Raw genomic sequence first — 26,634 nt, 5'->3', positions numbered from 1 at the left:
TTTGTGAATGTATTGTAATTATAGGTTTTTTAGATGTTAATATCTTAATTATCGCTTTTGTCTATGAGTTTATCTGTAAAATTGATAGATCGCTGTGATCGAGTGCTAGCTTCTTAAAAAATAAGGTAAAAAATATTATTCTCTTCCTTAGTATGTGCTAGATTTATTAAGCATTTCTAAAAACATTAATAGCGAGTGATTTATTATGAAAAAGTTGAAAGTAGCAATTGTTGCAGCTCTTGGTGTAACAACATTAAGTGGTTGTATGGGACAAATGGGTGTTACTGGTTTAGTAACCAAAGTGAACTTGATGGCAGTGGATAACCGTTATGCTCGTGAAGGTCTATTCCTTCTAATGAGCCCAGTGTACGGTATTGCTTCTGTTGCTGACTTATTCATCTTTAACTCTATCGAATTCTGGACTGGCAAAAACGTCATCACTAATAAAACACCTGCTTTAGTTGATACTAGCGTTGAAGCTTGGTTGAAAGTGAACGATAAAGTAGATAGCTCTTTAACAGGCGCTCCAGTTCAAGCAAACAACGCTGATATTGAAAACACTACTATTCAGCAAATTGATAACAATACACTAGAAATGAATATTTCTTATGTTAATGGTACTCAAAAAACATTACGTGGCGTGAAAAGTGGCGATGCTGTTGCGTTTTATGCTAACAATGAGCTTATCACTACCGTTAATGTTCAAGAGTTAGAAGATTACGTAGCATCAGCACAATTGTAATTCACATTTTTAGTTTTACTGCGTTATTATCTATTATCAAAGCCACTCAATGATGAGTGGCTTTTTTGTTGGTGCTCAAATTGCGGCATTGAGAGGAAATAATCAATCTTAACTAGTTGATAGATATTTTTATCAAATATATATCAGAAGATTAGGCTTGTTATTGTGACACTTTTATCCGTAGTTGAGGCTAGTTAGAGCGTTTTGAAATCTGACAGCTTTGCTCTTTGAGTGCGATTTGATAGTGCACTTTCTGTTGGTTGGTCACGATAGTGAGGTCGAGTGGTAAATTTGATAACGAAAATTGAAATTGATTATTCGAGTGACCAGAGACTTGAGATGTCATTGTGTTGCCATTGGCACTATGGATATTGATTATCATTGATTTAGTTTGAGTGGTGCGCAAGGTAATAAAAATATTAGGCGCAGTTACTGAGCAGCTAAACTCAAAATCAGATAGAGAAACTTGATGAGTAATAGCTGAAGTGAGTGGGGGAAAAAGAGCGGCGCAAAGCGCCGCAATTATGATAAGTTTTGTCATATTAGTATTGCATTACAGTCGCTGTGTTACCCCAGCCAGATACGGTAGTACTAGAAACATTGTTATTACCGTATTGCCCAGTGAATGAAGCATTAGATAAGCCACTCACGTTGGTGTAGGCGATATTATTATCACCCATTTGTGTAGTAGTGGACACATTGCCCCAGCCAGAAGTGACTGAACCCGCGATGTTTCCGTCACCAGTTTGAGCTATTTGAGTGAAGTTATAGGCCCCTGAACCACCAATATAGGCTTCATTGCCATCACCAAGTTGGTCGATGTCAGCAACAGACATATAAGCATTTTGCATATTGATGTTAGCGGTATTTATATCGCCATTTTGATCAATGCTGGAAGAAACACCACCAGAGTTTGAGACGCTAATATTACCTGTATTCATAGAACCATCTTGATTAACAATTGATTGTATTCCACCAGATTGGTTCACATTAATAGAAGCCGAGTTTGCCACGCCATCATTGAAGTTGTTTTGGTTAATCGTCGAATTAACTAACCCTGAGCTTGTGGTCGAGATACTGGCTGAGTTATGGGCAACACTAGTGTTATGACCGTAGCCAGTTGCCGTTGCAACGGCACCTTGATTAATGCTCGCGGTGACACCCGCTGAATTACTGGTTGAAATGTTTGCGCTATTTGAGCTTATTGCGACATCCCTAAATCCTGCTACAGCAACAGCGCCTTGATTAATAGTTGAATTAACAAATGCAGAATTGGTTGTTTGAATACCGGCTGTATTTGAACTGGATGCATGACTCAAATAAGAACCTTGAGAACTCCCTGCGCCTTGGTTGATTGTTGAATTAGTTGCATAAGAACCCGCGGTGTTCACATAAGCCTGATTATCAGCACCTAAAGCTAATTGATTTACGTTGGCGTTATTATGCGCTCCACCAGTGATAGCAATACCTGAGGTACTCTTAACACCAGCTTGTGCAACACTAGCATGATTATTGAAACCACCATGAACTTGAGCATTAGACACATTACCACTGCTGTCACCAGAGCTATATTGGTATACAGTAACCGTACTACCTACACCAGAAAGCCCTACAGTTGATGTATTATCAACGACGGCGAGTGCTTGAGCACTGATTCCTGATGTTAAGATTGTTGAAATTGCGATTGCTAATTTTTTCATAATAAATTCCTTCTATTATTTATTTTAATGTCATGGTGATGTTTCGATTCATGCCATTAATTATTATCAAACCACTTTGTCCAGATTGATTAATGTTATAACCAGACATGGTTACACTGCTGTTGTCGACGATGTAGGCAAGATTGTCGTTTCCTGTCTGAGAGATAGAACCTTCTTTATTTAAACCTGACTGGCTTAACACGGCGGTATTTTCATCTCCTTCTTGCATAATCTCACCATTGTGACCTTTACCGTTTTGTAAAATAACAGCGAGATTAGCATTACCATTTTGACTAATATCGGCGCTGTTAGATGAACCTCCTTGATTTATCGATGATTTATTTGAATTTCCGTATTGCGATATGGAGGCAATGTTACTGCCTTCATGATGATTTTCTTGTTGTATATAAGCGTGATTTTTATTGCCGCTCATTAGGATACTTGCTTGGTTATTGAGCTCTGAGTATTTATTGAGCTCACTGGTTGCAAGATCTTGATTTGCATAAGCGACATTAAATGTCATGCCCATGTTAAAAATAGTTATCATGCATAAAAATTTTTTTTCTTTTATTGTAAACATTTTATGCGGTTCCCTTGTGTTTATTTAATAGAGATTATGGTGTTTAGTTATGGTTGTAGCTATAAACTTTCAGTTGATTATTGATAAATTTTATTAAACTTAAGTTATTAAACTCTTATGGTTTTGAATGTATGTTTCTAATGTTATTTATTCCGTTTAAAACAAAAGTTTATCTTATAAGTGTTTTAATTTGATATTGGTGATCTTTATTGTGCAACAAATGTTGACTATTTCTTATAAGTGAGAATGTAAAGAAACAGTTATTTTGATGAGTGGTGTAAGTGGATGTTTCAGGGTACTTGTCTACGCTTGAACATAAGTTGTTTCACTATGGATGAGGTTAATTAAGGGGGATTACATGGATGAAAAAATTTACTTGGTTACGAGTAAGACTTTACAATCATCTCTATTGAAAGAAAATTTAGAAATTAAATTTAAGAGAAAATTTGAACCCATTACATTTTCTTTTTTCATTGATTTAATTGAGGTTTACCCTTATAGAGAGTCAGTGTTTATATTAGATATGGAATATATTAAAGATGATATGGTGAATTTATATCTCAATACAGTCAATAACCATGACAGAAAAGTTAAGGAAGTATTAATTAATAATAATAGAGATATTAAGATTTCTTTTGTATTGCAGTTTTCGAATGTGGTTGGTGTGTTTTTCAAGGATGATAGTTTGGATCATATCACTGATGGTTTAAAAGGAATTCTAACGGGTAGGTTTAGCTTATCTAATGAAATAGCCCAAAAAATAATTGAATATTATAGAGAAAATGACTCTGTCTCATCGAGAGCGTATGCCGATCTTACCTCTCGAGAAGAAGAGATTTTAAAGTTGTTATTGCTTGGTTCATCTAATGGGCAAATAGCCGAAAAATTATTTGTGAGTGAAAATACCGTAAAAACTCATTTGCATCATGTGTTTAAGAAAATAAAAGTTAGGAATAGGTTGCAAGCTTTAATGTGGGCGAAGAAATATAAATTTGACGGTGCACTATGAAAATTAATCCTGTTTTATTCCTTTTGTTTTTTGTTTTTATATCTACGATTGAATTAGTTAGAGGTGAAAGTGGGAATGATGCAAAAAATATAATAGAAGAAAAAGGAAGTCTAAATGAAAGTGCAATATTACCAAGTAATGAAGGAGGGATTGATGGGATTATAATTGACCAAACCATGACAGTGCTGGGTAGGAATTTTTACTTTTACTTTAGTCAAAACTTAAATGAGCAACACGAAGATTTATCAATCAATTTAAGTGTTAAAGAAAGACCCACTGCTTTGTCTGGCAGTATTATTACTGTTTTTCATTTTAACACACCAATATATAGAACAAGTTTGTCTCCAGGGTTACAACAGGCTGAATTAAAAGCCAAACAAGCTGTTGATAATATTTCCTATTATTTATTGAAGTGGAAGTTAGAAAGGAAGTATTCCGATAAAACCGATCTCGCTCCTGATGAGCTATAAAGGTGTATTTATGAAAAGGACGATCAGAAATTTATTATTATTTAGTACGTTATCAACGATATTAAATGTCAGTGCAACAGAGCTTATCTATCAACCTGTTAATCCCAGTTTTGGGGGAAACCCTTACAATGGAACTCACCTGCTTAATATTGCGAACGCTATCAATCAATATGAGCCTGATGATGAACTTGGTTTAACTGCAGCCGATAGATTACAAACCACCTTGCAATCTCGACTACTCAACAATTTGTTAGATGATGTGAGTTCCGGAAAATCGGACGGTGGACAGCTGGAAACCGATGATTTCATTCTCAATGTAGTGGATGACGGAAATGGTGGATTGACCTTAAATATTTATGACAAAGTCACAGGTGAGTCTTCCATTATTCAAGTTAGTGACCCTTTAGGTAATTGATATGGAGTATAGAGCAATGAAAAAATTTTACTTTGCAGCCATATTGATGGTGTTGACCGCGTGTTCTAACTCTATTTCTATTCCAGATACAGAAGAAGAATCCAAACTGATGTATCGAGGGGCCGCTTATAAAGATCTGATCAGTCTTCCGAAACCCCAAGGCGTGGTGATGGTGTCGGTGTATAACTTTAGAGATCAAACCGGACAATATCGTCCGCAACCAAACAGCAACTTCTCTACCGCAGTCTCTCAAGGTGCGACATCGTTATTAACTATGTCTTTAATTGACTCTGGTTGGTTTGCGCCATTAGAGCGAGAGGGCTTACAGAATCTACTCACTGAGCGAAAAATTATTCGTGCAGCTCAATCAAAAGGGGATGCATTCAATCAGGGAAATGATCTGCCTTCATTACAGTCTGCCAATATTTTAATTGAAGGGGGGATTGTAGCTTATGATACCAATATAAAAACAGGTGGTTTAGGGGCGAGGTACCTTGGTATTGGCGCTTCAGGTCAATATAGGACAGATCAGATCACGGTAAATCTACGTTCCGTTGATGTGAGAACGGGTAAGATCCTATCGAGTGTTACAACCACAAAAACGATTCTGTCCTATGAAATGACAGCGGGAGCTTTTCGATATATTGATTATAAAGATTTGTTAGAGATTGAAATGGGTTATACCAACAATGAACCTGTTAATATTGCCTTAATGTCGGCTATTGATACCGCCGTAATTTACTTAGTGGTCAAAGGGATAAAAAATCGGTTGTGGAACCCTGCAAGTATGCAAGAGTTGGAAAATCCAGTATTTAAACGTTATGTTGATGATGCTGTTGAGGTTCTATAGCAAGCTTTTTGAGCCAGTTATGTGATGAAGTATCACCTGTATTGGATTATTTGATGAAATGCTCGCTGCGGTGGGCATTTTTATTGTATTCATTTTGTAGAAATTGACACTCACCTGTCACGAAAATGCCCCACATAATTAACGCAATTAACCTAAAGTTTTCTTTTGTGATTGATATTGTGACTGGTATCATTCCAATTAAGACAAAAATGTCATTAAATCAAAGCTATTGTCGAGTGATATCACGCTTTTGGTGACAGCTTGAGAGAGAAACGTTAGAATACTTCACGATTTTAGGGTTTATGTATGCCTATATGAATCCATAGAAATAATGAGCTGACAATGGAGTCGGCTTACCAAATGCATGAAGAGTAGAAGATAAGGCGATAATAATCCTTGGTTATTACCCTGTTTTACCCTTTATGTATGGGTAATGTAGCGCCATTAGTTACATACCTAGTGCTTGTTTAACTTTTGGTTTGGCCGCCGATCAGTTAAACCTAACAGCACACACTTACCATGGTTACGCATAGCTGGCTGTTACTTTTGTAATGGTTTTTGTAACAAGCTCAGGTTAAATTTCCTGGGCTTTTTTTATATCTTAAAATCGTCAGTGCTTGCTTTCATATTCAATTGTTTATGGCACAATCTTCCCATCTCTATTAACTGGTTTACAGGCTCGTAATGAAAATCCTGCACACTTCTGATTGGCATCTAGGTCAAAACTTTTTTACTAAAAATCGTAAAGAGGAGCATCAAGCTTTTATTGACTGGTTGTTAGACGTCGTTTTAAAACACGATATTGATGCGATAATTATTGCTGGTGACGTTTTTGATACTGGGGCACCACCTAGTTATGCCCGTGAGATGTATAACCAATTTATTGTCAAAATTAATCAACTTGGTGTGACTCTAGTGGTGCTGGGGGGAAATCACGACTCGGTCTCGATGCTTAATGAATCGAAACAGTTGCTGGCATGCTTAAATACCTATGTGATTGCTAATACCTCTGAAGAGCTAACGGATCAAGTACTGGTATTAAATGATCGTCAAGGTCAACCCGGCGTGATTATTTGCGCGGTACCGTTTATTCGTCCTCGAGATGTCGTGCAAAGTAGCGCCGGTGACAGCAGTATTGACAAGAATCAAGCACTGGGCGCGGCAATTAAACGCCATTATGAGAAATTGCATCAGTTGGCCCTGACCACACAGGCTCGTTTGCAGCAAGAAACCAATAAAACTTTACCTATTGTGGCGACGGGCCATTTGACGGCACTTGGCGTGACCAGCTCAGAATCAGTGCGCGATATTTATATTGGTAGTTTAGAAGCCTTTGATGCAAAAGCATTTCCACCGGTCGATTATATTGCGCTAGGCCATATTCATCGTCCTCAAATAGTGGCGAAGTCTGATTCTATCCGTTATAGCGGTTCACCTATTCCTCTTAGTTTTGATGAAATTAAAGGGGTGTCTATTAATGATGAATCAATGTCGAATAAACAAATTGTCTTAATAGAGTTTACCGATCAGAACAAGCGTATAGAGCCTATTTCAGTGCCGCTATTTCAGCCTATGGCGACACTCAAAGGTACGCTGGAATCATTAGAGCAACAACTACAGCAGTTTGAACATTGTCCCCAAACCGTATGGTTATGTATTCATGTTGAGCATGATGATTATTTGTCAGATTTACAATCTCGAATACAAGCAATAACAGAAGGCTATAACGTCGAAGTTTTACAACTGCGACGCAGTCGTACTCAACAGTCGCAATCTTTAACTCAACAGAGTAAAGAAACCTTAGCTGAATTAACGCCCTATGAGGTATTTAATAAGCGCCTGAGTATTGAACATTTTGAGGGTGAACAAGCCGAATTACGAAAACAAAGGATCAGCGAGCAATTTCAACAAATTGTAATGAAGCTGGAAAACGACATGACCGAAACTGAACCAAAGCCTAATGAGGATTCTAAATAATGAAAATATTGAGTGTTCGTTTTCAAAATTTGAACTCCTTAAAAGGGGAATGGAAGCTCAACTTTAGTCAATCACCCTTCATTGAAAATGGTTTATTCGCGATTACGGGCCCAACAGGAGCAGGGAAAACGACATTGCTTGATGCGATTTGTTTGGCTTTATACCATCAAACGCCACGACTTGGGCTGATTTCTACCTCATCGAACGAAATCATGACCCGAGGCACCGCGGAGTGTTTGGCGGAAGTGGAATTTGAAGTCAAAGGTATCGCTTATCGTGCATTCTGGAGCATGCGTCGTTCACGTGGAAAAGCGGATGGCAATTTGCAATCGGCGGTTGTAGAGCTTGCGGAAGTTGATTCAGGAAAAGTTCTCGCCAGCCAAGTGAAAAAGAAAGACGCCTTATTAAAAGAGATCACTGGTCTCGACTTTTCACGTTTCACTAAATCCATGATGTTATCTCAGGGGCAATTTGCTGCTTTTCTCAATGCCAAAGAATCTGAACGAGCGGAATTACTTGAAGAGTTGACCGGCACTGAAATTTACGGATTGATTTCTGAACAAGTACATGAACATTTTAGCGAAGTAAAACAAAAGCTTGCAGAGTTGGAATCGCAAGCTAAAGGCGTACAGCTTTTAAGTGATGAAGAAATACAGAACTTTGAAGACGAATTGCAACAATTGAAAACATCTATTGCGGATAATAAAACCAAGTTGCAGCACTGGGAGCAACACAGCCAATGGTGGCAACAATGTCAGGCGGCAGAGAAAGAACTCATTGACGCAAAACAGGCTTTGAATGTCGCGTTAGAACAGCAAAAGATAGCTCAGCCTAAGTTAGAACAGTTAGCGGCAAGTGAGCCAGCGGAACAATTAAAATCGGTGTTTCAACAATGGAAAGAGTCAGACGCTCAGGTTGCGGCTATTGAAAAACTCATTAGTGAGAAACGTGATGCGTTTGTTAAGGTGCAGACTGAAAAGTCAACCAAGGAACAGGTATTGGAGCAAGCCGCTCTTAGCTATCAACAGCACAAAAAATCGCACCATGATTTATTAACGTTAATTGATGACAAAGTGCAGCCTTTAGATAACCAAATTCAACATATCACAACGAAAGTGAATGAATTAACCGAGCGTTATCAACAAGCAAGCCAAGCCCATCATGATAAGCAACAAGAAGTCGTCAAGATCACGCAAACCCTTAAGCAAGAACAAACTCAAAAAGCAGACTGTGATGCGTACTTAACGGCGCATGCGAATGATGAACAATTGACGCAGCACTTAAATAGCTGGGGCTTGCAAGTCCAACAGTTAGCTCAAAAAGGTGAGTTGTTAGCTCTACAACAAAAAGCCTTGCAGCAGCAACAAACTGATAAAACTAAGTTAGAACAAACGTTTCAATCAGAAACTGCTCGTGTTAAACAACTTGATCTTGATGTTGCGACCAAGCGCAGTGTGTATGAAGCGGCACAGAAAAGTACCAACGAATTTAAAGACAGCATTGCTCACAATGAAGAAGCTTTAAATACCGCTTTAGAGCAAGCCAATACGCAGTTACACATTTGTTATCAATTAAGGCTTAAACACGATTCGTGGTTGAAATTGTCTTCTAAAATTACAGAAGAAGCGGAACTGTTAACCTCGAAAAAGCAATTACACCAAAAGCTGACCGAGCAGTGTGTATTATTGCGTCAAGCTTATAAAGCCAAAGAAGCACAAATACAAAGTTACACTAAGCTGATTGATCATGACACTCAGTTTGCTGACTTTCGGGCGCAATTGGCTCAAGGAGAGGCGTGTCCGTTGTGTGGCTCATTAGAGCACCCGATACTAGAGCAAGGTCTGCAGGTTAATCGTTCACAAATTATTGTAGACAAAGAACAAGCGCAGGCTGAAAAACAAGAGATTGAAGCTAATGGTATGAAAGCGCGTACTCAGCTTGATTCAGTGACGCGTTATCTTGAAGAGTTGAGCAAGCACCAAACGCAAGATACACAAGAGTTAGCGTTATTAAAGCAACAATGGGCACAACTTTTTAGCGACACAGGCTTAACTGTGTTTACGATTGACGATGCAGTGAGTTTGCAACAGCTTGAAGTCACACTACCAGTCACCATTGAGCGTCTTAAATTACAACGTCAACAATTGCTCACACTAGAAAAGCAATGTTATGAGGCAAAAGAAGCCTTACACGTGGCGACTAATGACAATAATAAAGCTAAAGCTGCATTAGAAATAATGACGCAGCAACTGAATGCGTTAAGTCAACAAGATCATCAACAAGCTCAGCGTTTACAAGATGAGAAAAAAGCGCTCGTGGCAAGTTATGAACAATTAGTACAACACTGGCTATCGTTAGGTTATGGCGTACCAGAATATGATGTGGAAAATCATCCTCACCAAGTAAGTCATTTACAACAATGGCTAGAACAAAGAAAGCAAGCTTTAGCACTTTGGCAGCAAAAGCAACAATTGCACACCGAGCTAAAACATAAACTAGAGCAAAACCAGCAAACATTAACACGTTTAGAAAAAGAGCTGGTCAACGTAACCGATGGGCTAACCACCACTCAAAAAGCCTTAACCAGCGAAACGGAATCTTTAGCGCGCCTAAAACAACAACGTCAAGCGCTGTTTGGCACCAGACATGTTGCTGATGAACGCATGGCTAGCCAGCAAGCATTAGAAAATCAAGAAAAGCGGCAAACCGATGCACAACAAGCGTTTTATCAATTGCAAACTTTGTTAGAGAAATTGACAGGGGAATTAGAAAGCTTCACCACACAACTTACTCAGCAAAAGCAATTACAGCAACGTTACTATCAAGCTTGGCAAGAAGCATTAGAGGCAAGCCCATTTAGCCAGCAAGAGGATTTTGAACAAGCCTTATTAGCGCCTGAAACGCGACAAGAATTATTGACTCTGAAGCAAGGGATTAATGATCAATTGCAACGAGCTCAAGCGCTAGTCGAGAAGGCACAGCAGCATGAGCAAAAAGTAGCGGCGCATCCGAATGCGGAATCTTGGCAGCGAGTGCCTTTAACTGAGGTGCAAATGCAGCAACAGCAACTGTTGAAAACCTTGGATACACAGGCTTATCGTACCGGACAGGTTGAGCATGAACTGCAATCGAATCATAGCCGCAAACAAAATCAACAGGCTTTATTTGAAAAAATCACACAGGCGCGCCTGCAATATGATGATTGGCAGTATCTACATTCACTGATAGGCTCGAAAAGTGGTGATAAATTTAGAAAGTTTGCCCAAGGTTTAACGTTAGATAACTTAGTGTATTTGGCAAATAAACAGTTAGAGCGCCTGCATGGACGATACTTATTACAACGAAGTAGCATTAACCAAAATGGCTCGCGTGACGATGTCACTTTTTATGCAGACGGTTTAGCGTTATCTGTCATTGATACCTGGCAAGGTGATGCGTTGCGTGATACGAAAACATTATCGGGTGGAGAAAGCTTCTTGGTGAGCTTAGCATTGGCCTTGGCACTCTCTGATTTAGTGAGTCACAAAACCAGCATTGATTCTTTATTTTTAGATGAAGGTTTTGGTACTTTAGATGCTGATACGTTAGATATCGCACTGAATGCATTAGATAATTTAAATGCGTCGGGTAAAATGATTGGCGTGATTAGCCATATTGAAGCCATGAAAGAACGGATCCCAGTACAAATAAAAGTACACAAACGCAATGGCTTAGGGATGAGTGAGCTTGATGCTTCATTCCGTATTTCGAAGTCTTAATAATTGAATGCAAGCGCATAGAGGGAAGAGAGATGTCAGTAATATTGGTTGATGATAAAAAAGTAAAACCATCAAAAGTGGTATGTGTTGGACGAAATTATGCCGAGCATGTTAAAGAGCTCAATAATGCCATGCCGGATCAAATGGTGGTATTTAATAAGCCAACGACCTCGATTACCAACAAATTGCATGCTTATCATCAGGAACCTCTGCATTATGAAGGTGAAATTTGTTTTACCATCAAAAATGGCGACATTGATGCGGTGGGCTTTGGCTTGGATTTGACTAAGCGTGAATTGCAATCCACGTTGAAGGCCAAGCAATTACCTTGGGAACGCGCGAAAGCCTTTGATGGATCAGCCGTATTAAGTAAATTTGTCACTTTGGTTAATGGAAACTGGCAAGGCATTTCATTGGAATTGCTGATTAACGGTGTGCGAGTGCAATCTGGTGGCGTCATGAATATGTTGTATTCACCGCAAGATATTTTAAATGAAGTGAAATCCTATACCACGCTCAATAATGGTGATGTGCTTATGACTGGAACACCCAGTGGGGTAGGCGTCGTTCATGAAGGGGATATCTTCACGGCAAGAATAAAGCAATATGATGATGTCTTAATCGAAACTCAATGGATAGCGCAATAAATAACAGAATAAAATGTTTCTTAGATGTTAATGTGGCTGGCGTTATCTTGAGTTGATGGCAGCGAATTATTTTAACTGATTGTTTTTATTTAATAATATTTTTAGAAAGTCATTACTTTTTTTACGTTATTATTGATTAGAAAAACTAATCTGAATGCAGGATATTTTTCATTTCTATAACCTCAATCTCAACGTTAATATGCACGAAAATTGAACGTTAAATAGAGTGAATACCGCGATGACACAAGCAATTTTAGAATCAGTTGCAAACCCATCAATGGAGCAAAAAACCTACTCGGTTAACGTCAAAGGATTGATTATGCACATCGTTGATGTGTTGTTTGGCACCAGCAAACAGGTTTCTAACGCCGCTTATGATGCTTCAACACTTTCTTCTCATATGAAAAAAGACTTAGGTTTATATTAAGCGCAGCCCAATGTATTCTTAATTGAGTCCATTGACTGGCATCAAAATTTCTTTCAAAGCTGGCTTAGTAAGTCAGCTTTTTTTTATGCCTTTTTTCCGCCTTTAAACAAGCCACTCCTTCTGTTGCACTGTGCATTGTAAATGATCTTACCAATATTGTTACTAATGGCAGAATATCATTCTGAATTGAAGTTTTGAACTCTTGTTTATTGGGCTTAAAGACAGCAGAATGTTCTAAAACTGAGTGTTAACGCTCTGTTATTTCTTTGTTCGTTGAGGCGGTTACTCGCGAATGATGAATCCAATATTATAAAGCCAAATTGAGCAGTTATGCTGGTTCATTTGCATCAATGAACCAAATAGAAAATAACTGACATGGAAGGCACACAATAAAAAGTTGCAGAACTTGTATTGCGATTTTCTGACAACTTAATAAGGACAGAATATGGAAAATACGGCCACACTATCACACCCTCGCTCGGGGGCATCCAATCAAAAAACGTCTTTAATGAAAGCTTTGGGACCCGGCATTATGATGGCGTCTGCGGCGGTTGGTGGTTCGCACTTAGTGTCATCTACGCAAGCTGGAGCCACTTATGGTTGGCAACTGGCTATGTTGATCCTGCTGGTTAACTTATTTAAATACCCATTTTTTAGAGCAGGTGTTCAATATACGGTAGGAACCGGTCAAAGTTTAGTTCAAGGTTACCATCAAATGGGGATTGGCTATCTTTGGTTGTTTAATGTGCTGAATTTTATTTCAGCGTTCGTCAATATTGCAGCCTTATTGATGTTTAGCGCCAGTTTGATGGGGTACTTTTTACCGGTTGCACTCTCACTACCCGTGATGGCTGGTGGAATCTTAGTGGTTTGTCTATTGATTTTAATGGCCGGGCATTTCAAAGCATTAAGCACTCTTTCTAAACTGATCATGTCAGTGTTAGTGATTACCACGGTATTGGCGGTGATGATCGCAGCCAGTAAAGGGGCTGTGGCTCCTGCTGATTATCAAAGCCCATCACCTTGGACGTTAGCGGCTTTTGGTTTTATTGTGATCATGATGGGCTGGATGCCTGCACCAATTGAAATTTCTTGTTTTAATTCTTTGTGGTTAAAGTCGCAAGCCAAAGAGCAAAAAGTGACACCACGCTCTGCGTTGTTTGATTTTAATGTTGGTTATATTGGGACGGCAGTTCTAGCCATCGTCTTTTTATCTTTAGGGGCGTTGGTATTAAACGGCAGTGGTGAAACGTTGAAAACGTCAGGAATTGGTTTTTCTCATCAATTAGTTAGCATGTACACTGCGTCAATAGGTGAATGGTCACGCTATTTAATCGCTGTTATTGCTTTCTTTTGTATCTTTGGAAGTACCATTACTTGTATCGATGGCTACTCACGTGTCTTGACCGAAAGTACCTTGTTACTTCGTGGTAAATCGGAAGATGCCCAGCCTGAGACAGCAAAATCAACATTGAATGTCTGGATGGTAGTTGTCAGTTTGTTGGCGTTTGCGGTTATTTTATTCTTCACGTCTTCATTAATGGCAATGATGCACTTTGCAATGATCCTTGCTTTTATGACGACGCCGATTTTTGCTATTTTAAATTATCGTTTAGTGACTAAAACGCATTTACCCGATGATTTGAAATTTACTGGTAAGTTAAAGGCGTTATCTTGGGTTGGTTTTGTTTACTTATTTGGTTTCTTAGCGGCCTTCATCTGGTGGAGCTGGTTGATGTAACCTGCATGCTCAATAATACCAATCATCTTGATTATCTGAGCCGCTAATAGAGTGTTCGGTATAAGATAAACATCATAAAAGCATAATTGATGAAAGCCTAAGAGATGACTCTTAGGCTTTCTTTTTACTCACAAATTGACTAACAAAGTAAGATCAGTTCAGCATCTGTAAACCAGCAGGAATGGAATCGCCAAAAATCTTTTTCGATTCATCGTCATTGAGTTGGGTAACGTCGCTGACCAATTCAATCCAACTTGCTGTTGCTCTAGAGGCTTGCAGTTTTTCAATGACTTTATTTCGTACATCTTCAGCAATATCTAAGCTGCGATCCCCGGTTTTACGAGCCATCATAACGGCGGCAAATCCAATCATAGGTTCTTGTTTCCAGTCGAGATCCAGCATTTTCAACAACCATTGATTCACTTGAGCGGCAGGAACAATATTGTGTTGGCTGCCATACATTTGCGAACGAGAGGCTAGGCGGCCTAACGCCCACCAGTGTGCTTGAACATGATCGGGCGATTTTTGCGCACGGCTTAAATACCAATTTGATAACAGCATTTTATCTTCACTGTCTAAATGCTCTAAGGAGGCCGATAAGCGGACCATGGCTTCATAACCATGTTCATTTGCTTCTTTGCTACTGCCTTTAGCACGATGTGCGCCAGGGTGAAGGTATTTAGCAATACCCGCTAAAATGGTTTCTTGCTGTTGTTGGTTTAAACCGCCCGCTATACGTCGCCAAAATACCCACCAATCAGACCAAGTTTGATGTGATGGAAATTGGATGCCTTGCTGATAAAGCGCCCAGGTTTGTTCAATGCGCCATTCATCGGTGGGATCACCAAAGCCAGGACGTAAAGCAAAACCGGCTAAACGTAGCCATTGTTTTTCATGTGCTTCTGAACGACGGCGGCGTTTTTTGCCTAAAGAGAAGGTATCAAATAATTGGCGCAGAGTTGGAAAATCCCATTGCTCACGCTTACCTAATTGCTTTTCAAGATCTTTACTTAAGGTTTTGATCAGTTGGCTATTATCGGCTTTTTTATTGGCAGAATAGGCCGAGGAAATTAATGTCTTGGCCTGTTCTAGGCGAGGGTGTGCTTGAGCTTGTTCAAATTCTTCATGTTTTCGAGTATCAAATTCTAATAACCAACGCTGATTATCCTGTTGGGTACTCACACATTCGATTTTCAGTGTACCCACTTCGGTTAATTGACACGCTAACATGACTTCTACGCGATCTTTTTGGTTGGCCTGTAAGTTCTCGCGCGTTTGACAGCCTTCCAGTGTTGCAATGTAAGGAGGCAAGGGTTTGAAGGCTGCACGCTCTAGGTTATTTTGCACATTGAGTAAGAGGCTATTTTGTGGTCCAGTTAGCGCCCCAGAGGCGTTAATAAACTGCTCTTGAGTCGAGGTGAGCAAATCAATTTGGATTGGCTCGCCTAAGGTGAGTAAGAACTGGCGTCCATTAAGGCGTATTTCTTGGCCGGTTTCGGTGCCTTTAGCTAAGACACACAAGGCTTTAGATTGAGCGGTATTTTTTTGTTTTAAGTGTAGAAAGTAAGAGCGAGCCGACCCGCCACCAATTTTCAATTGCGCTCCATGGCGAGCTTTAGCATACGCCACGGCGCCATAGGCAACTGATAAATCGGGAGTTGGGTTGTCTAATAAAGTGATAGGAGAACCGTGCCATTGGCTTAATAATTCGACCATGCGGCTTTCGACTAATTCGCTGTTAAACACACCACCATTTAATAGTAACCCAGTCGGGGTCTGTCCATCAGGAGAATGATGTTCGATAAATTGGGCTAAGTGACGACTGATAGCGGCATCGGCGGCATACGGTAAGCCAAATTCTACGACAGCGGTGCGTCGTTGTTGTGGCATTTCTGAGCGTGCTGTCAACGGGAAAAAACCATCTAACACAATTTGGTGAATTTCTTGTTTAGTTATCGGAGCACTTTTAGTTCCGCCAATTAAACGAGAGCCACTGCCTAAAATGGATATTTTAGCTTGTTCGGCCGCATCTGGGCGCAGTAGGTCTTCTTTTACTTTACGTGTTTGTTGAATTAGCTTCATCAAAGAGGCGGCATTGAGCTTCTTATTTTGGCTAAGACGTTGCTCTGCAAGGTGTGCTAAGGCTAAATCAATATTGTCTCCACCCAGCATTAAGTGATCGCCGACTCCAATACGGTTTAAAGATAATTGTTCTTCATGGTGTTGTGCGGCAATCAAACTTAAATCCGTGGTGCCGCCACCGACATCACAGACTAGAATGGACGGAATGTCTTGGAGTTGCTCGGAGGCGCTGTTTAAGTGGCGACTATACCAGTCATAACAAACAGCTTGAGGTTCTTCGAGTAAATGAATGTGTTGTAAACCAGCAAGTTCTGTTGCTTTTAAGGTCAGATTACGGGCGGTTTCATCAAAGGAAGCAGGGATGGTGACCACAACGTCTTGGTCGGCTAATTTATCGCTCGGGTGGTGGTAGTCCCAACTTTGGCGCATGTGATTAAGGTAGCTCGCACTGGCTAATAGTGGTGAGACTTTATCAACGCTTTCCGCAGCGGACCAAGGCAAAATGTCTGATTCACGATCAACGGCATCATGGGATAACCAACTCTTGGCACTCGACACTTGGCGACCTTCCACTTGAGCGCCTAATTCTCGGGCCCATTCACCGATTATCACCTGATCAATTTCTCCAGCCATTGGTTGACTTGTCCACGGCAGTGTCATATCGCTGGCTTGGAATTGGCCTTGTGCTGGATGAAAACGAAAAGAGGGTAATAAGGGCTTACGCACTACTTCACCAGGGCCCACCAATTGGTCGATGTCAAAGATCTGGACGGCACTTTGGGTTAAGTCATCTTGAATTTCACAATAGGCTAATACGCTGTTAGTGGTGCCTAAGTCGATTCCGACTAAATAGCGTGCTTTGGATGAGTGTGATGAAGTCATGAATATTCCTAATTACGAAAAAGGCATTGAACGTCATTTTAGAGTAATTCAATGCCTTGTGGTTTCGTCAGTGTTAAGCTGATTATTTATCGAGAACGAGGTCTCTCGAGTGTGTTATTGACGAACACTGAACTCAACTTGCCATTTCTGACCGTTATCTTTGGCAATAGCTTCCAGCTCTAACGTGCCAATTTCAGTAATGGTGGCGGCGAGATTGACGACCACAACTTCACCAATACTGCGACCTGATTGTGCATCTAAAGTCACTTGAATTTCTGGTAATTCTTCCAGCTCTTCGGGGGTCCAATAATCAAGATGAGTGCCGACGTTATCTTCGCGACGAGTCGTTGAGCCGTAGAATTGGAATTGTACTGGCTGGCCAATAACTAACCCAAACTCTTGGCTCGCAAGTTCAACATGGCTGCCTTCTTCCATTCCAAATGGTGCGACACAAATGGCTTCCATCGGTGGGGCCATTCCTGGAATTGCTGGCATGGCACTTTCGATCCCCACATAATAGCTGCTGGCGATACCACCACGAATACGTACTCCGCTATTACCCGTTTCCATATTATGACGAACATAACCGTAATAACTGGCGCCACGAGCTACCGCAAGGTCAAGATCCACACCTGTTAACGCTTGAGTTGGCGTGCAATATTCTTGTGTTAACCATGAGTTAATAATGCCTAGCAAACGATCTGAGATCAGAGGTGATTTTAATACACCGCCGTTAAAGAGTACTTTAGTCGGTTTAATAAAGCTGGCATCTTGCTCTTGTTTTTGACGAGATAAGAACGCCGCAATATGACGAGTAATGCCTGCATCTTGGGCATAAGGAAGGCCCAGTTGCGTTAAGGCACTGCGTGTTGATTGAACCGGATGCTCGTCAATCGTTACCGATGGGAAAAAGCCTTCGAGTAAGGTTTGTTCGACATCTTGCTGCGTCAACTCTGTTTTCAGAGTACTGCCGATAAGTTTAGAACCACGGCTCGGGACGACGATAGGAACAGACGTTAAGCTGCGATCATTGAGTAACGCTTCTTTGGCATCACGGCATAAATGGGCCATGGCTTGAACTTGCCAAGGTTGTAAGGATTTGCTTTGTTGCGCTAAGTTCATTTTTAAACGATAGGCAAGGGCGAGATCCATGTTGTCGCCGCCTAATAAAATATGTTCACCAACCGCAATACGCTCTAGTGATAAGTTGCCTTCTTGTTCGGTAACAGAAACCAAAGATAAATCGGTAGTACCACCACCAATGTCAACCACTAGCACTAAATCGCCAAGTTCAACTTGTTCACGCCAAGCTGAGTTATTGCTATCAATCCAGCTATAAAGCGCCGCTTGAGGCTCTTCTAATAAGGTCACATGCTGGAAGCCTGCATTGCGTGCAGCTTCGGCTGTCAGTTCTTTAGCGGCAGGATCGAACGAGGCTGGAATAGTAATGGTGACTTGCTGTTCGCGTAAGGGAGCATCTTGGTGTTGATGATCCCAAGCCGCCATTAAATGCTCTAAATACACTTGTGTAGCTTTTAATGGGGAGACCTTTTGCACTTCCTCATCACTGCCTTGTGGTAAGAAAGCGCTGCGACGGTCTACACCACCGTGACACAACCAACTTTTGGCACTAGCCACTAAGCGCATAGGTGTTTTATTGCCCATGTTACGTGCAATGCTACCCACTAAGGTATTGCTGGTTGAGGTTGCCCAAGGCAGTGCATTGTTACCTGAGGCGATTTCATTTTCATGTGCTTGATATAAGAATGAAGGTAATTGATCGAGAGACTGAACCTGTCCTTGGGCAATTAATTGTGAAATCGGAAAAACATTAACTTGTGGTTCGTCTGCTCCCATTGGGCAGTAAGATAAAACACAGTGGGTAGTACCTAAATCGATACCGATAAAATATTGACTGTTAGACATTAAAGCTCAACCTCTGCCGGTGCGAGTACGTTTGCATCGTAGTTTTCAGATAGTTTAGGCAAGGTAATGGAATCGGCTTTCCATCCTTTATGGATCAGCGTGCCAGTAAACGGAGCTTGACCCGATACGTTACCCGTTAAGCGAATTTCTTGTGCATTAAAGCCATCTTCAATAGTAATGCGAGACTCTTCCTCTTCTGAGCGAATTTGGCTGAGCGTGACATGATCGGCTAAAACTTTTTGACCACCAGTGTGAATCACACGAGCTGCTGCGCCTACTTCTTCATCACTAAAGCCGGTTAAGTCTTCAGATAAGAAATCAATTAAGCGGGCTTCTTGTTGGAAAATCGCCAATAATTGTAGTGCAGAATCGGTAGGCGCTGTTTTTAGTTTAGATTCCACTTCGACGATTTTTTCAACGACTTTCTCTACTTCGATGACTTTTTCGACTTCCACGATCTTTTCAACGGGCTTTTCAATTTCAACAATTTTCTCAACCGGTTTTTCGACCACTTTCTCTATGGTTTTGGTTCTTAAGCTAAGCAGTAAAAAAATAACGGTGGTGGCCGCTAAAATGACATGTAATAAGTCAAAGGTGGTTGGAAAAACCGATAGGTCAAAATTCATGGTTTAATCTCTTGGTTAAAAATCTTTTATAAGCGTCATCCTAAAAACAGGATATTAGGGCATGATAGGGGATTAACAAGGCCCAAGCGCTGAGTTTTGATGCCGATTATTTTAACATAAGCAAATGAAATTCCATTAAACAATCGTGATTTGCCGTAATTGTTGCTGGAAAAGTAGACATTTCAACGTGATTTTACGGCAATGAGGGCAATTTGAGGTCGAGAATTGAGGCGAACTTGGTTAGAATCGCAGGCTGATTTTTAATAGTTACAATGAAGAAGCGAATTAAAGCGCACAGGTAAAAGAAACATGAATTATAACAGAGTCGTCTGCTTTGATTTGGAAATGTGCTGCTGGAATGTCGATGGTGTCGGCACCACTGGTGAGATTATTGAAGTGGGTTTGGCGGAAGTCGATTTGTCGCGTGGTGAAATCGTGAAACGAGCTCAGTATTATGTGCGCCCTGAACAAGATGAAATCTCCGCTTTTTGTTATGAACTGACAGGAATAACACCTAAGAAAGTACAAAAACAAGGTCGTCCTTTAGAACAAGTGATCAAATCAATGATCAAAAACTTTGGGGGGCCGAATAAAATTTATGCTTCCTGGGGGCGAGACGATGAAATTTTGCGTAAAGAGTGTCAGCAAAAAGGACTCGAATTTCCATTTAGTGAATTTTTAAATCTTGCTACCTTATATCGCATTAAATATCGCTTAAAAGACAAGCGTATTGGGCATAAAGCAGCGCAAGAACAATTAGAAATTGAATGGGAAGGACGTCAGCATTCCGGCTATGTTGATGCCTATAACTTAGCCAAGTTAGCCATCGCCATATTGTAGAGCTCGGTTGCCTGTTAACTCTGTATTTTTGAGTTAACAAAAATTATGTGAGTTTATAAAAAATGCCCATCAACTTGAGTGATGGGCATTTTTATTAGTGTCATATTGGTATTAAGGCTTAGGCGGTGACATCATTAAATTGTTTGTTGATGTCTTTTTTATTACCCAGCAAACGTGAGGTAATCGTGCCGGCAGTCATTGAACCACTGACGTTTAATGCGGTACGAGCCATATCAATTAATGGTTCAATAGAAATCAATAATGCGGCAATAGTGACAGGCAAGCCCATGGCTGGTAACACGATTAGGGCAGCAAAAGTTGCACCACCACCGACACCGGCAATACCGAATGAACTAATGGTAATGATCGCCACTAAAGACAAAATGAAGTTCACATCCATCGGGTTAATGCCGACGGTAGGAGCGACCATCACCGCTAACATCGCTGGGTAAATACCGGCGCAACCATTCTGGCCAATGGTGGCTCCAAAGGTTGCGGCTAAGTTGGCAATAGCCGGTGGAACTTTCAGTTTGGTGATTTGCGCTTCGACGTTCAACGGAATGGTGGCGGCAGAGCTGCGTGAAGTAAAGGCAAAAGTCAGTACCGGCCAGATACGTTTAAAGTACTCTTTTGGGCTTACGCCAACAAAAGACACTAATAGACCATGAACTAGGAACATTAAGAAAATGGCAACGTATGACGCGACGATAAAGCCGATCAAACTTAAAATGTCATTGAGGCTTGAAGAGGCCACCACTTTTGTCATTAATGCTGCGATGCCATAAGGTGTTAAGGCAATGATCATTTTAACTAAACGCATCACAATCGATTGAACCGCTTCAACAAAAGTACGAATCGGCGTTTCTAGCTCTTGTTTTTCTTTCATGACATGACGAGCTGCAATACCAACCAAGATACCAAAGATCACTACGGCAATGATTGAGGTTGAACGAGCGCCAGTCAAATCAGCAAATGGGTTGGTTGGAATGAAGCTCACCAGCATTTGCGGAATCGTGAGATCAGCAACACTTCCTAGGCGATTTTCCAGTACCGTCATACGTGCGGTTTCACGAACTCCTTCCGATAATCCTTCTGCGGACAAACCGAAGCCATGAGTAACTGCAATCCCAATTAGGGCTGAAATCATGGTGGTAAATAATAGGACACCAATTGTTAAACCGCTGATTTTACCTAATGAGCCGGAATTATCGAGTTTAACCACAGCGGAGATCATTGAGATCAATACCAAAGGCATGATCACCATTTTTAATAGGCCAACATAACCACTGCCGACCACATTAACCCAATCTAGGGTCTCTTTGATGACAGGGTTTCCTTCACCATAAAAAACATGAATCAGTAGGCCATATGCGCTACCAAAGATAAGTCCTAATAAGACAAGGCGAGAGAGGGTGCTTGATTTTCTTTGTTGATTAAATAGAAAGAAAAGGATGCACACAAATATCGCTAAGTTGGCGATAACGGCAAGTGACATATTTTAATCCTTAAAATGTGTTGTATAAAAGATGGAAGGAAAAAGTTTGTGCTATTAACAAAAATACTATCAAATAATTTACAAGTAACTTTACCGTTAGGAAAGATGAATATGCTATCTATTATGATGTTTAGTTATATTCATTCAGCTGATCAATAACAAGCTCAAGTCATGCCTCTAAATAGAGGGTGAGCGCCTTGAGCTCGGCATAACTAACATAATAGGCAAGGGCGGGGCTAAGATGAAGTAGTCAATAGGCTGATAGATTGGTGGATTTATAAACTAGTGACCGAATAAAGTGGTGAGCTCATACATTGACAGAAAATGGCGGTAAGCCTAAACGAAACGCGATAGAAAAGTTAATCTAGCAAAGCTAACCATAAGCCCACTCCAATCATCAGTGTGCCGGCAATACGATTTAAAAACTTAACGTTATCCCCTTTGGATAAAAATAAGCGCAGACTTTTACCTCCTGAAGCATAAGCCATCATCGAGATAAATTCGGTGCATAAGATAATCCCAATCAAGACTAACATTTGATGAGGCACCGATTTATCGACATTGATAAAAGGTGGTAGTAACGAGACCATAAAAGCCCAACCTTTAGGATTGGCAATCGCCGTGATAAAGCCTTGGCTTATTAGCTTTAATCGATCGGATTGATGACCGGAGAGTTCAAGCTGTAATGACATTTTGCCTTTATTACGCCACATGTTAATACCTATCCAAACGAGATAAGAGCCGCCAATCCATTTTAAGGCGATAAATAAACTAGGATAATTAAGCATAATGGCCGCCACGCCAATGACCGCTAAGCTTGCCACTAAAGCAACACCTGCCAGTTCCCCAATCATCATCCACATTGTGCGTTTGATACCAATGCTCATCCCTAAAGTGAGCGCCAGTGTCATGCACATTCCGGGGGTGATGGAGACAAAAAAGAAAGTTGGGATAAACGCAGAAAGCAAAGCATAGTCAAGCATGGAGATTCCCAAAAGAAATAAATAAAGTAGTGACAAGCATTCACTCTAAAACAAAAATGAGCTTGTGGAAAGATGCCAATGGAGTAATTAACAAGGTGTTATTGTCCGCTAAAAGTCAAAAACAGCTAAATACAAGCGTACAACATTCAAGTAAAATGCAGAACGATACAATCAGACGGGTAGACCACTAATTAGACTATGAATATTCAAATCCGAGCGGCGCAAACTCAAGATCTACCCAAGTTAGATGAATTGATGTTTTGTTTGCATCAAGAGCATCATTTGGCCAGCCCCGATTTATTTAAATCGCCACAAGACATTGAACAAGAAAAAAGCGTCGCTCGTTATTTACAAGCGCCGGATTGTTTAGTGTACATCGCTCTCGATCTCTCAACTGGAGAGTTGGTCGGTTTTGTGACTGGACATTTTGCAGAATTGGTTTCAACCGTAAGTAAGCCTGTTCCTATGGGAAGTATTGATGAGCTCTATATTGTCCCTTCGTATCGACAAGCCGGTTTGGCGAGCCAATTACTGCGTAAGATTGAACAAACCTTGATAGATTATGGCGTCCAGCAATTGTTTGTTGAAGTCTGGGATTTTAACCAGGCAGCGAAAACCTTATACAACAAAATAGGTTATAACCACCATATACATTGGCTGAGAAAGTCGGTGATTTAATGATTTGGATATCGATATTACGTGAATAAATTTCTCTTTATTATACTGCTTTTGATGTTGCCACTGACTTCAATGGCGCAATCCACCTCGCAATCAAACATAACCCCAAATTCAAACATAAAAGGGGCGCTGTGTTTTATTCAGGCAGATGACCAAGTGGTTTTTGTGGATGAGATGTACACCAAGCGATTGTCATTACCGGGAGGTACGATTGAAGCGGGCGAAGACCCTGCAAAAGCCGCTGAGCGTGAAACTTGGGAAGAAACCGGTTTGGTGGTTCATGCTAAAGAGCGATTAACTCAAACTGATACGGCGGTCGTTTATCATTGTGAGCCGGCTTCGGGTGTGATTGCATTTTCAGCCAGAAATGTCAGAGGATTCCATCCATTACCTTCTTGGTTTGCTCCTAGTTTCTCCGTTGAAGTCAAACAGGTTTTTCTTGGCTACCCGGATGCTATTGATGCTCAAGAATATCGTTATCCTGAGCAGTTCTTACAACAAGTTCTCAACCATGACGTCCCGAACGCACCTATTCAATATATTCATTCGGCACAAACTGCGGCGTCGATGATGCATCAAGCACAATTTCCCTGGTTGGAACAGATTCAGCGTGTGGTGTTTTCATTGCCAGAGCCGCTGAATCAACATGTGATTCAACTACTGAGTTTTTTTAACCATGCCTTTGCGGGATTGGTTTTCATCTTTTTAATTCCCTTTTTGATGCATTTTATTGGTGGGCGATATTTCAATCGCATGATGCTGTTAATAATGGTGACAGGCTTTATTTGTTTATTGATGCAATTGGGTTTGAAATACCCTAAACCTTATATTTATCAGCCTAATTTACAAATGATAGAGTCAACGGGATTTGCGACTCCAAGTTTAAGTTCAACATTAGCGATTGTTATTATTGGGTATTTTTTCACAGCTTGGCGGCGAATCCATCAGGATGAATCCATTACTCGTCCTTTGATGTTAGGTATTGTGATCGTTTTACTTCAAGGAATGATCAGTGTTATTTTAGGTGAGCACTTTTTTACGGATGTATTGCTTGCTTATGTGCTGGGGTTATTTGCCTTATGGCATTTTGTGAGAATGGAACACGCCTTAGCGATAAGAAAAAAAGATCCTTTTGCTCATCCGATCCTGTGGTGGTTAGTGGCGCTAGGCTTAGGGGCTGGTGCGTTTGTACTGCATTCATTATCGATGACAAATATCACAGCAATGGCGCTTGCACTGGCGTTAGTGCACAAGCCTTTACTTGCCACTCAGCCTCAATCACGGGTTCTATTTGGGGTAAAATTGCTCATTTGCTGGAGTATCAGTGCCGGCCTTATCGAATTACAAGGCCAATGGTTTGAACACGTTCACTTCGGGTCGGCTAAATTAAGTTATTTTATGCAAAGTGGGCTGTGGTTTGTCCTAACTTATCTAAGCATTAAAATCAGTAGTATTCATATTAAAACATCGACGAATGTTAAAACAAAAGAGATATCGGAATGACTTCAAAAGCGGTTGTAGTATTTAGTGGTGGCCAAGATTCAACCACCTGTTTAGTAAAAGCCTTAAAAGAATATGACGAAGTCCATGCGATCACTTTTGACTATGGGCAAAGACATAAACTAGAAATTGACATTGCCCAGAAATTGGCAAAACAGTTAGGCGTAGCCGCCCACAAAGTCATGGACGTTGGCTTATTGAATGAGTTAGCGATCAGTTCATTAACTCGTGATGACATTCCGGTTTCCAATGAATTGCAAGAGAATGGTTTACCCAACTCGTTTGTACCTGGTCGAAATATTTTATTTTTAACCTTAGCAGGTATTTATGCTTATCAAATTGGCGCACAAAGCGTAATTACCGGTGTCTGCGAAACGGACTTTTCAGGTTATCCAGACTGTCGAGATGAGTTTGTAAAATCGATCAATCAATCTTTAGTGTTAGGAATGGACCGTGAGTTTAAGATTGAAACGCCATTAATGTGGTTAAATAAAGCGGAAACGTGGGCATTAGCAGATCAATATCAGGCACTTGATTTAGTCCGTAATGAAACGTTAACCTGTTATAACGGCCTTATTGGTGATGGTTGCGGAGAATGTCCTGCCTGTCAGTTACGTTCAGTGGGGCTGAAAGATTATTTAGGTAACCGAGAGTCGGTGATGGCCTCGTTGCAGGATAAACTCACTGCCGAATAAAGCTGTGCGCTTATAATCGCTAGATACATAAGATACAAATTAGCCCTCGAATATGAGGGCTAATTTTATGGCTGATCAAAAAGAATCGGCCTTTATTCATATAAATGAATACAATTAAAGATACAGCTTCGCTAAATCGCTAGGCTCGATCTCTTTGCCTTCTAATTCGGCATTCCAGTTGGTGCCAATTAACACGCCATCTTCAGCTAGTGTGATTAACCAATCTTCAACAAAAATATCCAATGGAATTTCGAGTACTTCAAAATCCGCCCATTCTTCAACATTATGCATTACGGCATCTTCTTTGGATGACCAAAATGGCATAACTTCACTATTTTCAAACTCTGAAGAATCGCAAGCTAGCCAACCATCTTCGTTTTTAAGTCCCCAAACTAATTTGGTTTCTTGAGTTTCTTGTACGAATAAATCTAAATTCGCTTGAGTGTCGGATGTTAACTTTGACATATATTTTTACTCTCTCGTGTGAGTACGAATGATTCGTTGAAACGCCTAATAGAATACTCAGCAGTATACACCTTAAGTATTTGAAAGCGCAGTGTTGTTCTTGATGAGCTAACACTGCGGCTCGTTATCAGTTCATTTCACCATTA

Annotated in this window: 23 protein-coding genes; 14 read left to right on the top strand and 9 right to left on the bottom strand. The window is 40.5% G+C overall.

The window, feature by feature from the left end; all coding sequences use genetic code 11:
• The first annotated feature begins 205 nt into the window (after nucleotides 1-205).
• Nucleotides 206-742, top strand: a complete 537-nt coding sequence (locus VCA1004_RS13715) for a DUF3332 domain-containing protein (RefSeq protein WP_086981004.1) — start codon at nucleotides 206-208, stop codon at nucleotides 740-742.
• A gap of 190 nt (nucleotides 743-932) precedes the next feature.
• Here VCA1004_RS13715 and VCA1004_RS13710 read toward each other — a convergent pair whose 3' ends face one another.
• The 3 genes from VCA1004_RS13710 to VCA1004_RS13700 are packed head-to-tail and all read right to left on the bottom strand — an operon-like array spanning nucleotide 933 to nucleotide 3,022.
• Entirely contained in the window at nucleotides 933-1,283 is a 351-nt protein-coding gene (locus VCA1004_RS13710) for a hypothetical protein (protein ID WP_086981003.1), read from the bottom strand.
• Nucleotide 1,284: 1 nt separating this feature from the next.
• The gene (locus tag VCA1004_RS13705; protein ID WP_086981002.1) at nucleotides 1,285-2,442 is read right to left on the bottom strand and encodes a beta strand repeat-containing protein; all 1,158 of its coding nucleotides are present in this window, start codon (nucleotides 2,440-2,442) and stop codon (nucleotides 1,285-1,287) included.
• 19 nt (nucleotides 2,443-2,461) lie between these two features.
• Nucleotides 2,462-3,022 (bottom strand): hypothetical protein, encoded by a 561-nt coding sequence (locus tag VCA1004_RS13700; protein ID WP_086981001.1) that lies wholly within the window; start codon nucleotides 3,020-3,022, stop codon nucleotides 2,462-2,464.
• A 358-nt stretch (nucleotides 3,023-3,380) separates the two neighbouring features.
• Between VCA1004_RS13700 and VCA1004_RS13695 the strand changes: the two genes are divergently transcribed.
• The 9 genes from VCA1004_RS13695 (at nucleotide 3,381) to VCA1004_RS13655 (ending at nucleotide 14,316) form a co-directional block, all read left to right on the top strand.
• Nucleotides 3,381-4,031 carry a LuxR C-terminal-related transcriptional regulator gene (locus VCA1004_RS13695; RefSeq protein WP_164520887.1) on the top strand — a complete coding sequence of 217 codons (651 nt, stop codon included), beginning with the start codon at nucleotides 3,381-3,383 and terminating at the stop codon, nucleotides 4,029-4,031.
• Nucleotides 4,028-4,501: a curli production assembly/transport protein CsgE gene (locus VCA1004_RS13690; protein ID WP_086980999.1), complete on the top strand. Its 474-nt coding sequence runs from the start codon at nucleotides 4,028-4,030 to the stop codon at nucleotides 4,499-4,501. Before VCA1004_RS13695 ends, VCA1004_RS13690 begins: the two co-directional genes overlap by 4 nt.
• 10 nt (nucleotides 4,502-4,511) lie before the next feature.
• Nucleotides 4,512-4,916, top strand: coding sequence for a curli assembly protein CsgF (locus VCA1004_RS13685; RefSeq protein ID WP_086981387.1), 405 nt, complete (start codon nucleotides 4,512-4,514; stop codon nucleotides 4,914-4,916).
• Between the two features lie 16 nt (nucleotides 4,917-4,932).
• Nucleotides 4,933-5,766: a CsgG/HfaB family protein gene (locus VCA1004_RS13680; protein WP_086980998.1), complete on the top strand. Its 834-nt coding sequence runs from the start codon at nucleotides 4,933-4,935 to the stop codon at nucleotides 5,764-5,766.
• Nucleotides 5,767-6,450: 684 nt separating this feature from the next.
• Nucleotides 6,451-7,743 (top strand): exonuclease subunit SbcD, encoded by a 1,293-nt coding sequence (sbcD, locus tag VCA1004_RS13675; RefSeq protein WP_086980997.1) that lies wholly within the window; start codon nucleotides 6,451-6,453, stop codon nucleotides 7,741-7,743.
• Nucleotides 7,743-11,501, top strand: a complete 3,759-nt coding sequence (locus VCA1004_RS13670) for an AAA family ATPase (protein ID WP_086980996.1) — start codon at nucleotides 7,743-7,745, stop codon at nucleotides 11,499-11,501. The genes sbcD and VCA1004_RS13670 overlap by 1 nt, the downstream gene beginning before the upstream one ends.
• 32 nt (nucleotides 11,502-11,533) lie before the next feature.
• A complete protein-coding gene (locus VCA1004_RS13665) occupies nucleotides 11,534-12,148 on the top strand; it encodes a fumarylacetoacetate hydrolase family protein (protein WP_086980995.1) in 615 nt (204 codons plus the stop codon).
• 238 nt (nucleotides 12,149-12,386) lie between these two features.
• Nucleotides 12,387-12,575 (top strand): hypothetical protein, encoded by a 189-nt coding sequence (locus tag VCA1004_RS13660; RefSeq protein ID WP_086980994.1) that lies wholly within the window; start codon nucleotides 12,387-12,389, stop codon nucleotides 12,573-12,575.
• A 445-nt stretch (nucleotides 12,576-13,020) separates the two neighbouring features.
• Nucleotides 13,021-14,316 carry an NRAMP family divalent metal transporter gene (locus VCA1004_RS13655; RefSeq protein WP_086980993.1) on the top strand — a complete coding sequence of 432 codons (1,296 nt, stop codon included), beginning with the start codon at nucleotides 13,021-13,023 and terminating at the stop codon, nucleotides 14,314-14,316.
• A gap of 153 nt (nucleotides 14,317-14,469) precedes the next feature.
• Here VCA1004_RS13655 and VCA1004_RS13650 read toward each other — a convergent pair whose 3' ends face one another.
• The 3 genes from VCA1004_RS13650 to VCA1004_RS13640 all read right to left on the bottom strand — a co-directional run bounded on the left by VCA1004_RS13650 (nucleotide 14,470) and on the right by VCA1004_RS13640 (nucleotide 19,832).
• Nucleotides 14,470-17,280, bottom strand: coding sequence for an Hsp70 family protein (locus VCA1004_RS13650; protein WP_086980992.1), 2,811 nt, complete (start codon nucleotides 17,278-17,280; stop codon nucleotides 14,470-14,472).
• A gap of 114 nt (nucleotides 17,281-17,394) precedes the next feature.
• Complete coding sequence (locus VCA1004_RS13645) at nucleotides 17,395-19,206, bottom strand: Hsp70 family protein (protein WP_086980991.1); 1,812 nt, start codon at nucleotides 19,204-19,206, stop codon at nucleotides 17,395-17,397.
• Complete coding sequence (locus VCA1004_RS13640) at nucleotides 19,206-19,832, bottom strand: DUF2760 domain-containing protein (protein ID WP_086980990.1); 627 nt, start codon at nucleotides 19,830-19,832, stop codon at nucleotides 19,206-19,208. The genes VCA1004_RS13645 and VCA1004_RS13640 overlap by 1 nt, the downstream gene beginning before the upstream one ends.
• Nucleotides 19,833-20,141: 309 nt before the next feature.
• On the opposite strand from VCA1004_RS13640, the gene VCA1004_RS13635 reads away from it, so the two are divergent.
• Entirely contained in the window at nucleotides 20,142-20,672 is a 531-nt protein-coding gene (locus VCA1004_RS13635) for a 3'-5' exonuclease (RefSeq protein WP_086980989.1), read from the top strand.
• A gap of 118 nt (nucleotides 20,673-20,790) precedes the next feature.
• On the opposite strand, the gene VCA1004_RS13630 is transcribed toward VCA1004_RS13635, so the two are convergent.
• Both VCA1004_RS13630 and VCA1004_RS13625 read right to left on the bottom strand, forming a co-directional pair.
• On the bottom strand, nucleotides 20,791-22,167 hold the full coding sequence (locus tag VCA1004_RS13630) for an L-cystine transporter (RefSeq protein ID WP_086980988.1): 1,377 nt from the start codon (nucleotides 22,165-22,167) through the stop codon (nucleotides 20,791-20,793).
• A gap of 359 nt (nucleotides 22,168-22,526) precedes the next feature.
• Nucleotides 22,527-23,150, bottom strand: coding sequence for a LysE family translocator (locus VCA1004_RS13625; protein WP_086980987.1), 624 nt, complete (start codon nucleotides 23,148-23,150; stop codon nucleotides 22,527-22,529).
• A gap of 198 nt (nucleotides 23,151-23,348) precedes the next feature.
• Here VCA1004_RS13625 and VCA1004_RS13620 point away from each other — a divergent pair, with 198 nt between their 5' ends.
• The 3 genes from VCA1004_RS13620 to queC are packed head-to-tail and all read left to right on the top strand — an operon-like array spanning nucleotide 23,349 to nucleotide 26,023.
• Complete coding sequence (locus VCA1004_RS13620; RefSeq protein WP_086980986.1) at nucleotides 23,349-23,828, top strand: GNAT family N-acetyltransferase; 480 nt, start codon at nucleotides 23,349-23,351, stop codon at nucleotides 23,826-23,828.
• 21 nt (nucleotides 23,829-23,849) lie between these two features.
• Nucleotides 23,850-25,331 (top strand): bifunctional NUDIX hydrolase/phosphatase PAP2 family protein, encoded by a 1,482-nt coding sequence (locus VCA1004_RS13615; RefSeq protein ID WP_126000541.1) that lies wholly within the window; start codon nucleotides 23,850-23,852, stop codon nucleotides 25,329-25,331.
• Nucleotides 25,328-26,023 carry a 7-cyano-7-deazaguanine synthase QueC gene (gene queC / locus VCA1004_RS13610; protein ID WP_086980984.1) on the top strand — a complete coding sequence of 232 codons (696 nt, stop codon included), beginning with the start codon at nucleotides 25,328-25,330 and terminating at the stop codon, nucleotides 26,021-26,023. The genes VCA1004_RS13615 and queC overlap by 4 nt, the downstream gene beginning before the upstream one ends.
• A gap of 114 nt (nucleotides 26,024-26,137) precedes the next feature.
• Here queC and VCA1004_RS13605 read toward each other — a convergent pair whose 3' ends face one another.
• A complete protein-coding gene (locus VCA1004_RS13605) occupies nucleotides 26,138-26,488 on the bottom strand; it encodes a DUF2750 domain-containing protein (RefSeq protein WP_086980983.1) in 351 nt (116 codons plus the stop codon).
• Nucleotides 26,489-26,634 lie beyond the last annotated feature (146 nt).

The organism is Vibrio aphrogenes (genome assembly GCF_002157735.2).
Classification (GTDB): domain Bacteria; phylum Pseudomonadota; class Gammaproteobacteria; order Enterobacterales; family Vibrionaceae; genus Vibrio; species Vibrio aphrogenes.
This window is presented reverse-complemented; position numbering and strand designations above follow the sequence as displayed.